General features: G+C 47.0%; 12 protein-coding genes. 9 read left to right on the forward strand and 3 right to left on the reverse strand.

Going from position 1 to position 12,402, the window contains the following annotated elements; all coding sequences use genetic code 11:
- The first annotated feature begins 113 nt into the window (after positions 1 to 113).
- The 4 genes from M3212_RS03550 to M3212_RS03565 all read left to right on the forward strand — a co-directional run bounded on the left by M3212_RS03550 (position 114) and on the right by M3212_RS03565 (position 5,547).
- Positions 114 to 1,193: a carbamoyl phosphate synthase small subunit gene (locus M3212_RS03550; RefSeq protein ID WP_251192565.1), complete on the forward strand. Its 1,080-nt coding sequence runs from the start codon at positions 114 to 116 to the stop codon at positions 1,191 to 1,193.
- Positions 1,186 to 4,338, forward strand: coding sequence for a carbamoyl phosphate synthase large subunit (locus tag M3212_RS03555; RefSeq protein ID WP_251192566.1), 3,153 nt, complete (start codon positions 1,186 to 1,188; stop codon positions 4,336 to 4,338). The genes M3212_RS03550 and M3212_RS03555 overlap by 8 nt, the downstream gene beginning before the upstream one ends.
- 18 nt (positions 4,339 to 4,356) lie before the next feature.
- Positions 4,357 to 5,304 (forward strand): ornithine carbamoyltransferase, encoded by a 948-nt coding sequence (gene argF, locus M3212_RS03560; RefSeq protein WP_251192587.1) that lies wholly within the window; start codon positions 4,357 to 4,359, stop codon positions 5,302 to 5,304.
- Positions 5,305 to 5,367: 63 nt separating this feature from the next.
- Complete coding sequence (locus M3212_RS03565; protein WP_251192567.1) at positions 5,368 to 5,547, forward strand: YjzC family protein; 180 nt, start codon at positions 5,368 to 5,370, stop codon at positions 5,545 to 5,547.
- A 383-nt stretch (positions 5,548 to 5,930) separates the two neighbouring features.
- On the opposite strand, the gene M3212_RS03570 is transcribed toward M3212_RS03565, so the two are convergent.
- Positions 5,931 to 6,443, reverse strand: coding sequence for a hypothetical protein (locus M3212_RS03570; RefSeq protein ID WP_251192568.1), 513 nt, complete (start codon positions 6,441 to 6,443; stop codon positions 5,931 to 5,933).
- Between the two features lie 244 nt (positions 6,444 to 6,687).
- Here M3212_RS03570 and M3212_RS03575 point away from each other — a divergent pair, with 244 nt between their 5' ends.
- Both M3212_RS03575 and M3212_RS03580 read left to right on the forward strand, forming a co-directional pair.
- A complete protein-coding gene (locus M3212_RS03575; RefSeq protein ID WP_251192569.1) occupies positions 6,688 to 6,975 on the forward strand; it encodes a hypothetical protein in 288 nt (95 codons plus the stop codon).
- Between the two features lie 115 nt (positions 6,976 to 7,090).
- Positions 7,091 to 7,849 (forward strand): DUF4184 family protein, encoded by a 759-nt coding sequence (locus tag M3212_RS03580; RefSeq protein WP_251192570.1) that lies wholly within the window; start codon positions 7,091 to 7,093, stop codon positions 7,847 to 7,849.
- Between the two features lie 228 nt (positions 7,850 to 8,077).
- Here the strand turns inward: M3212_RS03580 and M3212_RS03585 are convergent, their stop codons facing one another.
- Positions 8,078 to 9,370 (reverse strand): M56 family metallopeptidase, encoded by a 1,293-nt coding sequence (locus tag M3212_RS03585; protein ID WP_251192571.1) that lies wholly within the window; start codon positions 9,368 to 9,370, stop codon positions 8,078 to 8,080.
- A 9-nt stretch (positions 9,371 to 9,379) separates the two neighbouring features.
- Complete coding sequence (locus M3212_RS03590; RefSeq protein WP_251192572.1) at positions 9,380 to 9,754, reverse strand: BlaI/MecI/CopY family transcriptional regulator; 375 nt, start codon at positions 9,752 to 9,754, stop codon at positions 9,380 to 9,382.
- 267 nt (positions 9,755 to 10,021) lie between these two features.
- On the opposite strand from M3212_RS03590, the gene M3212_RS03595 reads away from it, so the two are divergent.
- Genes M3212_RS03595 through M3212_RS03605 form a run of 3 tightly spaced genes read left to right on the forward strand, consistent with a single transcriptional unit; the run spans position 10,022 to position 11,932 of the window.
- Positions 10,022 to 10,768, forward strand: coding sequence for an alpha/beta hydrolase (locus M3212_RS03595; protein WP_251192573.1), 747 nt, complete (start codon positions 10,022 to 10,024; stop codon positions 10,766 to 10,768).
- A 60-nt stretch (positions 10,769 to 10,828) separates the two neighbouring features.
- Positions 10,829 to 11,740 carry an NAD-dependent epimerase/dehydratase family protein gene (locus tag M3212_RS03600; protein ID WP_251192574.1) on the forward strand — a complete coding sequence of 304 codons (912 nt, stop codon included), beginning with the start codon at positions 10,829 to 10,831 and terminating at the stop codon, positions 11,738 to 11,740.
- The gene (locus tag M3212_RS03605) at positions 11,741 to 11,932 is read left to right on the forward strand and encodes a hypothetical protein (RefSeq protein WP_251192575.1); all 192 of its coding nucleotides are present in this window, start codon (positions 11,741 to 11,743) and stop codon (positions 11,930 to 11,932) included. It abuts the gene before it with no gap.
- Positions 11,933 to 12,402: the final 470 nt, after the last annotated feature.

Below are 12,402 nucleotides of genomic sequence, written 5' to 3' on the forward strand. Positions count from 1 at the left end.
GCCTGGAAAAAGGTGAGGTTACCCTTTTATCCAAGGCTTTTTATCAGCAAGTAGATGTATAAAGATCAACATTTCAGTATAAGTATTCACAGGCGGAGTGGAGGGAAAAGCGGATGAAAGGCTATGTAATATTAGAAAACGGAGATAGATTTGAAGGAGTTCTGCACGGCAGTACTGGCGAGGTTCATGGTGAAATCGTCTTTTTCACAGGGATGACCGGCTACCAGGAAGTGTTAAGTGATCCTTCTTTTAAAGGCCAGATGGTTGTGTTCACGTATCCGTTAATTGGAAACTACGGGGTAAATGAAGCTGATTTTGAAAGTGCGACACCCCAGGTTAACGCGCTGATTGTTAGTGAAGTATCCGAAGAAGGCTACCACTATGAATCAGGCTGTTCCTTGCTGACGTATTGTGAGAATCATTCCATTCCATTGTTCAGCGGAGTGGACACAAGAGGAATCGTCAAACGGATTCGTGAGCATGGCGATATGAGGGCTGTGCTAACAACAGACCCGGACAACGTCAGTTTTGCCGATGTTGTCCCACTAGGAGAGCAGGATGTCGTCGAGGCAGTTTCACAAAAAAGAGTCCAAACGTTCGGCAGCGGCGAGCATCATATTGTGATGGTTGATTTCGGTTACAAGAAATCAATTGTCGACGCTTTGCTGCAAAATGGCTGTAAGGTGACCGTCGTCCCTTATTTGACCTCTTTTGAGGACATTGAACAGCTTGCTCCGGACGGCGTTCTGTTTACTAACGGACCCGGTAATCCAAAGAAGCTGAACAGCCAGCTGCCGTTGATCAAAAAGGTGGCGACAACGTATCCGACAATGGGAATTTGTTTAGGTCATCAGCTGTTGGCGCTTGCCTTCGGGGCTGATACGGAAAAGCTGACGTTCGGGCATCGCGGCGCGAACCAGCCGGTGATTGATACGAAAACGAAGCAGGTTTACATGACGTCCCAAAACCACAGCTATGTCGTCACCGAACCGTCTTTAAAAGGAACCGGCTTCGAAGCGAGATATATGAACATTAACGATGGTTCAATTGAAGGGCTCGTTCATCGCGACTATCCAATCTTGACGATTCAGTTCCATCCGGAAGCTCACCCGGGACCATCGGACAGTGAGCAGCTTTTCTTTACATTCATTGACATGTTGCGGAACAAAGGGAGAGAAAAAGCATATGCCTAAAGATTCGACACTGAAAAAAGTACTCGTTATCGGCTCCGGTCCGATCGTCATCGGGCAGGCAGCTGAGTTCGATTATGCCGGCACCCAGGCTTGTCTGGCGTTAAAAGAAGAAGGGATCGAAGTCGTTCTGATCAACAATAACCCGGCGACGGTAATGACTGATGAAGCATGCGCCGACCGTGTTTATTTTGAACCGCTGACGGTCGAAAGCGTCGAGGCGATTATTAAGAAGGAAAAGCCGGATGGCATTCTGGCGACGCTCGGCGGGCAGACCGGACTCAACCTGGCGATGGATCTCCATGATGAAGGAATCCTCGAGCGCTACGGAATCAACTTGCTCGGCACGCCGATTGAGTCGATTAAGAAGGGTGAGGATCGGGAAGAATTCCGTGCTTTGATGAAGGAATTAAATGAACCGGTCCCGGAAAGTGAAATCGTGACGACAGCTGAAGCCGCCTTGGCATTCGCCGGGCAGGTCGGCTATCCGATTATCGTTCGTCCAGCTTACACACTCGGTGGAGCCGGCGGCGGGATCGCTAAGAATGAGGAAGAACTGAAGCGGATTATAAAAGGCGGATTGGAGCTGAGTCCAATCAGCCAATGTCTGGTTGAAAAAAGCATCGCCGGCTTTAAAGAAATCGAATATGAAGTGATGCGCGACAGCAATGACACGTGCATCACGATCTGTAATATGGAAAATATCGATCCGGTCGGCATCCACACCGGCGATTCGATTGTCGTCGCTCCGTCACAAACGATGACGGATGTCGAATATCAACTGCTCCGTTCGGTTTCGGTGAAAATCATTCGGGCGCTCGGCATTGTTGGCGGCTGTAACATTCAATTCGCGCTTGATCCGTACAGCAAGCAGTATTATTTAATCGAAGTTAATCCACGGGTCAGCCGTTCCTCGGCCTTGGCGTCGAAAGCGACCGGTTATCCGATCGCGCGGATGACGGCGAAAGTCAGCCTTGGCTATCATCTGCACGAACTGATTAATCCGGTAACAGGGCATACGTATGCCAGCTTTGAGCCGGCACTTGACTATATTGTCGTCAAATTCCCGCGCTGGCCGTTTGATAAATTTGTCCACGCGGAGCGGACGCTTGGCACGCAAATGAAAGCAACCGGTGAAGTAATGGCGATTGAGCGCAATTTTGAAGCGGCGATTCAGAAGGCGGTTCGTTCACTTGAACTAAAAGTCGATGGACTCACTCTTCCGATCATTTCCAAGAAGACCGACGACGAGCTGTGGGAGCTGCTGATCAATGCCGATGACCGTCGCTTTTTTGTCATCATCGAGCTGCTCAAACGCGGCTATTCAACGGAAAAGCTTTTTCAGGCGACACAAATTACCCAGTTCTACTTAAACGGCTTTGAACGTCTCGTCAAAATGGAGCAGGACATTGTAGCGTCTTCATTTGAAGCGGTGACGAAGGAAGAGCTCTACACGTATAAAAAAGCTGGCTTTTCCGACGCTTGGCTCGCCGCTGTCTGGAAGGTGACGGAAGCCGAGCTTCGCGCGAAGCGTAAGCAGTTTGCAATTACGCCTGCTTATAAAATGGTCGACACATGTGCCGGTGAATTTGAAGCGTCGACAGCTTATTTTTATTCGAGCTGGGCCGGCGAGCATGATGTCGTTCCGTCGACTGGCAAGAAAAAAGTGCTGCTGCTCGGCTCCGGTCCGATCCGAATCGGCCAGGGAATTGAATTTGACTATTGCTCCGTCCAGGGAATCCAGGCGTTGCACCGTCTAGGCTATGAAGCGATCATGATGAACAACAATCCAGAAACGGTCAGCACCGATTACGCGACTGCCGACCGCCTTTATTTCGAGCCATTGACGGTCGAGGATGTCCTCAATGTCATTGATTTGGAGCAGGTTGAAGGCGTGATCGTCCAGCTCGGAGGTCAAACGGCGATCTCCTTAGTAGCCGGGCTGGAAGCGGCCGGGATCAAAATTTACGGCACAAATCTTGATACGATTGACCAGCTCGAGGACCGTGGCCGCTTTTATGCGTTTATGAGAGAAGTCGGCGTGCCGCATATCCCAGGCGAAACAGCTGAAAATAAAGCCGAGGCGCTGAAACAGGCGGAGGAAATCGGTTATCCGGTTCTGATTCGTCCTTCCTATGTCATCGGCGGCCAAGGGATGATGCTGTTTGAATCGGAGCGTGAATTTGTTTCGTATTTGAACGACGAGGAGCAGACGATCGCCTTCCCACTGTTGATTGATGCTTACTTGAAAGGAATTGAACTCGAAGTCGATGCGTTAACGGATGGAGAGAAGGTCTGCCTCGCCGGCATGTTTGAACATGTTGAGCGCGCAGGTGTTCATTCAGGTGACAGCGTCGCCGTGACACCTCCTTATACGATCTCTGAAAAAATAAAGGCCCAGATTGTCGACTACAGCGACAAAATCGCCAAAGGGATGGAATTCCGTGGCATTTTTAACATTCAGTTCGTCCTGCATGAGGAGAAGCTTTATGTGATTGAGATTAATCCTCGTGCCTCGCGGACAGTGCCGATTTTAAGCAAAATTTCAAATGAACCGTTAATTGACTATACAATTCAGCTTTTGCTCGGCGCGTCGCTTTCATCGCTCGGGCTGACAAAAGGAAGCCTGGCCGAACCGAGCTTCTATACGGTGAAGGCGCCGATTTTTTCCTATCAAAAGTTAGCCGGACTGGACCCGCTGCTTGAAGCGGAAATGAAGTCAACCGGTGAATTAATGAGTATGAGCGAGGATTTGGCTGAAGCATTTCATAAGGCGTTCGCCTGGTCAAAGGCGACGAAGCCGAAGCTCTATTCAAAGACTGGAACGATTTTTGTCGATGTTGCCGAGGAATTTAAAGATGCTTTTCTTCCATTTAAACAGCGGCTGGAGGAGCTAGGTTTTACGCTGACGTCAGAGCAGTTTGATGAATGGATTCAGAGCGAGGAGGCCATTGCCTTAATCAGCTTGCCGAAGCTCGGGACAAAAGATGGCACGGAGAAACGGCAGGAAGCGTTGAAGCAGCGCTGCACCGTCATTTCAGAAATGACGACACTTGCCGCGATGTTAAAGGGACGTCAGGTGGAACACATTAATTACTACGCAATCCAGGATTTATGGAATAAAGAAAAAGCCGTGCTAAACGGCTAAGGAAAGGTTCGGTTAATGATGAACAATCAAATGACAGCCCCCATCACGGGCCATGATTTTTTAACATTGCTTGATTTCACGCCGGGACAAATTGATGACCTGCTCGCTTTGGCACTAAAGGTCAAGCAGGAGCCGGAGCAGTTTGCCGAAGCGTTAAAAGGAAAATCGCTCGGGATGATTTTCGAGAATGCCTCGACGCGGACCCGTGTCTCGTTTGAGGTCGGGATGACGCAGCTTGGCGGCCACGCCCTGTTCCTCAGTCCGCGCGACATGCAAATCGGTCGGGGAGAGCCAATTAAGGATACAGCGAATGTGTTGTCGCGCTATGTCAATGCGATCATGATCAGAACAAATTCGCATGAAACAGTCGAACAGCTCGCCGAGCATGCCTCGGTTCCGGTCATTAACGCCCTGACGGATGCCTATCATCCTTGTCAGGCAATGGCCGACCTTCTGACGGTTTACGAGCAAAAGAAAACGTTAAAGGGACTGAAGCTTGTCTATGTCGGAGACGGGAACAATGTCGCTCACTCCCTGCTCGCGGCAGGCGCCAAGACTGGGATGGATGTAACGGTTGCTTCACCGGCTGGCTATGAAGTGGATCAGGCTATTTTTGAAAAAGCCGTAGCGGCCGCCCAGGAAACAGGAGCGGTGTTAACGCTGTCCAATCAACCGGAGGAGGCTGTCAAGGACGCGGACGTCATCTATACAGACGTCTGGGCAAGCATGGGCTTTGAAGCGGAGCAACAGGAGCGTGAACAGCATTTTGCCGGCTACCAGGTGAACGAGCAGCTCGCTTCCCTGGCGAAAGCAGACTATCAATTCCTTCACTGTCTACCGGCCCACCGCGGCGAAGAGGTAACAGCCGCGGTCATTGACGGTGAGCGCTCATTTATTTACGATCAGGCGGAAAATCGCCTTCACGCCCAAAAAGCGATTCTGTTGTCCTTATTAACGACAATCTAATCTGTTTTCTTTCGGTAATCCCTCCTTTTCTGGGCAAGCTACAAGAAAAGGAGGGATGTTAAGTTGGGACAAAACAGACAGTTCGAACCAGGCCAAAAAGCGCCGAATAACGGAATTTATGTCGAGATTGGCGAAACAGGGAGCATGGTCCAGCGGCCGAAATCCGTCAAGCTGCATGCCGGAGACACATTCCCGGAAACGTCAAACCACAACCGCAAATGGACACCAAAGCCGAAGGTGTGAAGTGGCGAAAAAAAGTACAATTTCCACTTTTTTAGCAACTTATTAGTAATGAGCGTAGCCGTTGCCTGATGATTTGAAAGCCTTGCTATGAGAGGGCTTCTCGAAGCAAGGCGCGGAACGTGCGGAGCAATTACTCTTCTTAGAATTACTAAAAAGTTTTTCAGTGACCACGATGGTGTAGGGGCTGGGCCAAAAAGTAGTTTTTTCCTTGAAGGCCCGGCCTTTTATAGCTCGTTTTGTCTTCAGTCCTTGAAACAACAAGTGGAGTTTACGCAAGATTTCGTGCAGGGAGAGAAAGTGCTTTTCTTCCCGCTCAGTTTGTGCGACAGGAAATAAGGATGGAGATAGCCCGGGGGGAACAAATGATGAAACAGCTTCAAAAGTTATTTATTCGATAAATCAGCGTTAAAAGCATCGAAAAAGCGATTTATACGTTCCAGTCTATCACTTGTCTCCAGATTCGGAGTGTACATGAGATCGTCTAACTTTTCTCGCGCTGCTTTTACTGCTTCTGTAAGCTCTCTTATCAGTTCTTCGTTCAGATCCTCTTGCAGTAGAGCGCTGATATCATAAATATTTTTTTGAAGCTGAAGTTTTTTCCAATAGGTCTGTTCGTAGGAGGGTTGGTTTCCAATAAAACTGATATAACCTGATTCATGGAGGATATCTTCAACATGTTTACGGGTTAATGCTCTTTCAAAGCTTGTGAGAGAATAATTGTAGAGGAGAAAGTCATTGAAGTAGCTATTATCACTCTGAATTTGTTTCCCCTCTTTTAGTTGATTTACTTGCTGATAAAGATGAAGTGTAATGATACTTAAAGAAATAACGCATATGATTAAAAAAAGCTGAATCGTTTCCAATTTTTCATATTGATCCACCTTCATTGTAGGCACTTGTAAAAATCACCTCATTTACTCTTCCTTCATCACCGTAACCTCACGAATAATCTTTTTCGCATCTTTGGTCTCTCTTTGTTTTAAAAAAAGTGATGTAGTTCGAGCAATTATCTGTTATGATAATTCAATTATAGCAATCCTTTCCATTGTCGCAACTGAATATTTACCCCTCTTTTCCAACTTCGATGCAATGAAACTACTGCTATCTTTTCTACGTTATATGAAAAAAGGAGGGCGTTGCATGAAATATCTTTTCTTTGCCATGTTGTTTTTAGCTGCTTGTACGCAATCCGATTATATGGATGGAGAGCAGCCTTCATTTGTTGGTGAAATCATTGAGATGGAGGATGACGCTACGCTCGTTGTCAAAATAACAGGGGAAAGAGATTATCATGATATTAGATTGGGGGTGCCAGAGTCTTATTCGGCTGAAGATTTCTCAATTGGGCAAGCAATTTCAATTTGGACCGGTGGAATTCATGATACCGAACCTCCTACGGCTATGGCTGACAGGATTGAAATACATTAATTCAAAATTCATTTTCTGTCTTTAAGAGTTTCACCCGGGCTATTACTCTTTACGGAGCTGGACCTGAATATGATCAGGAAAGAAATAAGCTAAAAAACATACATAGGGAGGAAAAATGCCGCTCACATTCGCACATCCCGCTGCCGTTTTGCCTTTTTCGCGCAAAAGTAAATATGTAAACTTCTTAGCGATTGTTCTCGGAAGCATGGCGCCTGACTTTGAATACTTTCTTCATGGCCGGCCATATGGCGAAATTGGTCATACGGCTTACGGCTTTTTTGCTTTCAACCTGCCGATGGTAATCATCGTTTATCTCGTGTATGTCACTTTCATCCATAAAACGTTGCACCGTCATTTACCTTTTTTCTTACAGGAAGCTGCTCCGGAAAAAGCTCCTTCAACGAAGCCGCTGCAAATTGTTGTGTTTGTCTACTCGGCTTTATTGGGGATGCTGACGCATGTCGTATGGGATTCCTTCACCCACTTAGGCGGCTTTATCGTCACAGGGCTTTCCTTTTTGACGTACAGCTTTCAGCTGTTTGGCTTTTCCATTCCTGTTTTTAAGCTGCTTCAGCATGGAAGCACCGTTGCCGGGCTCGTGGCGATTTTTTTCTATCTCGTTTACCGGGCAAGAAGAAACCCCTATGAGGAGGAAAGGGTAAGCAGCCGGCAAAAGCTTGTTTATTGGTTTTTGATCACGTTGCTGACGCTGCTTTTCTTCGGGATATGGCAATTGGTCGATCGCGTCTCACTTGCCGCTTACGGAGTTCACGTCGTGAGGATCATCGATTCAGCGCTTATTAGCTTGTTGCTCGTTTGCTTGTATGTCAGATGGAGCAAACATCGCCATCATAAGAGTCGTAAGCAGACTTAGTGGCAGAACGGTACCGTACAGTGGAAGAACCCGTTCATAGCCCGGCCCTGCCAAACTCTTTCAAAAAAATGGTCCCCGTTACCAGCAACGTGACGACCACAATCAGCAAATAAACAATCATCCGGCTATAGGTCATTTTTTTGTTGCCCCTTTCTTAATCAATTCTAAGATTAGTATAAAAAAGAGAAGAGCAAATGAATAGAGCTCTTCTCCATGTTATGACAATCGTCAATTCTTTTCTATCTCGACCATAATCACTTCCTGGCCTTCTACATCAACAATGTCATCCTCAAAATTACTAACACTTTCAGCAGGAGGATCTTCCTTTATTTCAGACCACCTCTCAGAGTCGGGATCTATATCCTCATACGTTGCCTTGTCCTTGCGGATCTGCTCTTCCGTTGCTTCTTCAATTGGGATCATGATTACTTCCGTTCCTTCTACTGCCCTTTTAAATTCGAAGGAGCCTTCACCAGGGGGATCTTCCGGCGGTTGAATATTTATGTTGTGCAATCCCTCTTCTTCGATTATTTCGCTCTTAACCTCTGGTGTGTTTGTTGCTGCCCATACTGCGGTTGCCGTGCCAATCGCTCCAACGACGATCGCGGTCACCGCCGCCGCAGCGATGATGGATTTTTTCCGTTTTTTCACATTCAGCATCATTTCCAGCCTCCTTTTTAATTGTTTGCCAGTGCCCGATAAGGAAGTACAAAAGCTTCCCGGGAGTCGTCTTCCTTCCATAATGTTCAGGATCATGGCCCCGTACTGCTTCCGTTCTTCATAGGACATGTCTTTCACGACTTCTTCATCGCAGGACAGCTCGCTCCATTTGTGAATGTCTTTGCGGAGAAGGTGAACGAATGGGTTAAACCAGTGTAAAGCACTCGCAGCGAGAACTAGTACTTTGATAGCCAGGTCTTTGCGCTTCAAGTGCATTAGCTCGTGATGAAACACCATCCGAATATTCAACTGCGCGAAGGTATCCTGTGGCAGCAGGATGATTGGTTTCCATAGTCCGAAAAGCGCCGGGCTGCGGATAGTGGAGCTATAGAGAAGCTGAACATCGTCTTTGATCCCGAGCTCCTGCTTCATAAGGAAAAGCTCCTGCCGAATTTCACTATTCTCTCGTACGGGCGTGCTGTGACGGTGCAATTCTTTTGTAAATCTGTGATAACAATACAGCTGCCAGAGGGAATAGATGATACCTCCTGTTGCCCATATCGCAAGCATGGTGATTGCGAGACTCGCAGAAAAATATTCTGGAAAAAAGCTAGTAAGCTGCCGGCTTACTGGTTGCTGCTCAATCAACGGAGCTCCGGCCTTACTTGGATATAATTTGAACAGCCAATGAATCAAGAGTGCTGCCGGAACAAGAAAAAAGGCAAGTGCGACCTTTCCGAGAAAATAGCGCCATTTCGCTGGAAAAAAGCTGGCGGGAAGCATTCTTACCAGAAGGAGACAGCCGACGACGACGCTTCCGGCAACCGTTAAGCTGACAAGAATTTCGAGAGCATCATTCATTTCGTTCACCTACTTTCCAGAAAACCACTGCTTTAGCTCTGAAATATCTTCATCAGACAGCTTGTCGCCATCATATAAAGCAGAAATCATGTTTTTCACCGAGCCTTCATACAGGGCATCGAGCACATTTTCTGTTTCCCAAAGCTTGTACGCTTTTTGTGACAGACAAGGAGCATAGTGATTCGTCCGACCTATCCTAGTCGCTTTGAGCAGCCCCTTGTCCACCAATCTGGACAGGAAGGTTGAGATCGTCTGCGCTTTCCATGTTTTGTCTCTTTTTAAGAAAATACGAAGTAATTCACTGGAGGTGACAGGAGGATCGCACGCCCAAATCACTTCCATCAGCTCCATTTCAGTATCGGAGAGCTTTTTTATTTGTTTCATGGTGGGCTCCTTTCATGTTTGATGCGAGCTATCACTACGTATTGTAGTGATTTAATATTACTACAATATTTAGTAGATTGTAAAGTAATGGTTATTGTAATTTTTAGGAGATTGCTTAGATCGACTGTTATACGTTTTTTAAGTAACCATCTGTCGACAGCTTGCGGTTTCTTATACGAAAAATGGTTCAAAATGAGCGAAGGATGCATAACGTAATAAGAATACATGAATTATAGGAACTTCGAAAATGGGGAGAGACGTAAACCAATGAAGCATGTACGGTATTTTCGCATTGGGGACCAGTGGAACGTTCTCTATCTTCCAGAGCAGCCGAGTGGTTTCGCCGTTTGCCTGATTGGCGATAATGGGATGACGGTGACAAGTAACTCCAGTGAATGGCTCCAGCATCCTGAGAAAGAGAAATTTATTCAGGATCTCCTGAAGCGGGGATATACGGTTTTTGCTTCTTCTCTTTATGATAAGCATTGGGGAAGCCCTAAAGCCTTTGAACTGCTTGAGCATCTGTACCATTTTATTTTAAAACGAGAAATTCTTAATAAGAAAATTCATCTCTTTGCCGAAGGAGCCGGCGGGTTACTTGCACTTAAATGGATCAGCAGCCAGCCCGGGCAAATCCGATCCTGTTATTTGGTCAATCCTTGCCTCTCACTTAGCTCGTACTATGAACAGGAGAGGGAGAATAAGCTGTATTATAAACGCTTTGTTAAAGAGCTGGAGCTGGCCTATGATCTGCCATCGGAACGCGATGTTCAGGAGGAATGGGTGCAGAATCAAGTTCCTGCACTTACATCCGGGCAATGTCCACCTCTTTCAATTCATTGTCATGTTCAGGAAAAACGATTTCCTCTTCAAACCCATAGCCGCGCGCTGCAAAAGCAGTTAGCCGCTGACGGGTGCCTGATTAATTTACGGATTCACAGCAATGAGCGTTCCTTTTATAAGGAAGCACAATCAGCCTTTCCTTTTTACCAAAAGTACGAAGATGAATTGTAGCGCGATGCTGTGAGAAGGATCTATTGACCGGGTTTTAGTAGTTGAAAAAGGAGGGGAAGAATGAAGAAAGTTGTTGTCACAGGGGCCTTTGGTTTTATTGGCTTTCACCTTTGCGAGCGTCTGCTTGTAAATGGGGTGGAAGTGATTGCGATTGATCAAATGAATCAAGCCGAAAAAGAAAAGCAGGAAGAGATGGAAATGCGCCTTGGACGGAATGCTCTGCTGACGATCATCAAGGAAAAAGCTGAGAATGTCGACCTGAAAAAGCTGATGGCGGGGAGTGACGCGATCTATCATCTTGCCGCCGATACTTCAGCCGATCATACGTGGCCACCGCTCGCCGAGGCGATTGAAAACAATGTTAATTTGACCCGAACCCTCGTACAGACATGTCCGAAGGAAGCACGCTTTATTTACGCCTCGACCGTCGACGTGTATGGTGAGCGCCCTGGCGTGATTACCGAACGGACGCCTGCCAATCCCACTTCGCCCTACGGAATTACGAAATTAACCGGTGAGAATGTTATTCGCAAATATACAGAACAGCGCGGGCTGCCGTATGTGATTTTACGACTGCCGACGGTCTACGGACCATGGCAGCGCGCTGATATGACGTATTACCAGCTGCTTTCCGGCAAGGAGGAGGTAGAGTCCGATCGCTCGACGCTCGATGTGCTGTATGTCGATGATGTCGTGGACGCCTTTTTGCTCGCCGGGAAAACGAAGCATGTGAACGAGGTATACCAACTGTCATCGGGTACCGTCAATCAGTGGATACGCGGGGTTGAACAAGTGGCGCCGGATCATCCGTTAACTGCCGCGCCTCGCTTTGAGACGACGTTATCGCCAAAGAAAAGCAAAGAGATGCTTGGCTTCGAGGCGAAAGTATCCTTGCAGGAAGGGCTTGCCAAGCAGCGCGAACATATGACACAATGGCTAAAACAGCAGCAACTGCAAAAAGGGCGTGAATAGGTGGATATGAAACGGGCCTTTATCGGGATCATCATTTTTGCATTCGTGACAGTGATTTCCTTTTTGCTCTTGCGAAGAATCTTCGCGTTGCCAGAAGGGATTAGTGTCGTTGGAGCGATCGGTCTGGGCGCGGTGATGGAAATCCTTTTTCAGCGCAGCCGCAAGCGAGCGGGGAGTAAGATTTCCGAATAGGCAAATGAGGGCGAGCCAAAATCAGTTAGGGACTGGGCAATAGGTAGTAGAAAAACCTCTGTCCCAGTCCCTTAACGTTTTTTAGGTTGATTCGTAAAAACATTCGCAGGAGGAAGTGTAGGAAGCATCGAGGAAGAGCACTGGCTCCGCACGTTACGTTCACCATGAAAGAACCTCACTTTCATGGTGAACAAAGACCGTTGTAACGGCTCTGCACAGTGCTTCAAAAAAACGCCACAGGCGTTTTTTTTCTTAGACGGAATAAACAACACCAATCGCAAAAGTGCGTTATAATAGACGTATAAACTATATTGGTTGGTGTTTATTTATGCGTACAAAGAATAGATTAAATCCGGATGAGTCTCAGTATTATAGTCCTGAAATAAAGAATTGCCCTGCTTGTGATACAAAATTAAGCTATCGTCATCCTGTTTGGCGGAAGACTATTTCCACCTTAAAAGGAGAAGTTA

Source organism: Halalkalibacter oceani (assembly GCF_023715705.1).
GTDB classification, from domain to species: Bacteria; Bacillota; Bacilli; order Bacillales; family Bacillaceae_D; genus Halalkalibacter; species Halalkalibacter oceani_A.

Coding starts and splice junctions, on each gene's coding strand:
- M3212_RS03580 (WP_251192570.1), top strand. CDS start 7,091: ATGCCGCTCACATTCGCACATCCCGCTGCCGTTTTGCCTTTTTCGCGC.
- M3212_RS03555 (WP_251192566.1), top strand. CDS start 1,186: ATGCCTAAAGATTCGACACTGAAAAAAGTACTCGTTATCGGCTCCGGT.
- M3212_RS03575 (WP_251192569.1), top strand. CDS start 6,688: ATGAAATATCTTTTCTTTGCCATGTTGTTTTTAGCTGCTTGTACGCAA.
- M3212_RS03600 (WP_251192574.1), top strand. CDS start 10,829: ATGAAGAAAGTTGTTGTCACAGGGGCCTTTGGTTTTATTGGCTTTCAC.
- M3212_RS03590 (WP_251192572.1), bottom strand. CDS start 9,754: ATGAAACAAATAAAAAAGCTCTCCGATACTGAAATGGAGCTGATGGAA.
- M3212_RS03595 (WP_251192573.1), top strand. CDS start 10,022: ATGAAGCATGTACGGTATTTTCGCATTGGGGACCAGTGGAACGTTCTC.
- M3212_RS03585 (WP_251192571.1), bottom strand. CDS start 9,370: ATGAATGATGCTCTCGAAATTCTTGTCAGCTTAACGGTTGCCGGAAGC.
- M3212_RS03550 (WP_251192565.1), top strand. CDS start 114: ATGAAAGGCTATGTAATATTAGAAAACGGAGATAGATTTGAAGGAGTT.
- argF (WP_251192587.1), top strand. CDS start 4,357: ATGAACAATCAAATGACAGCCCCCATCACGGGCCATGATTTTTTAACA.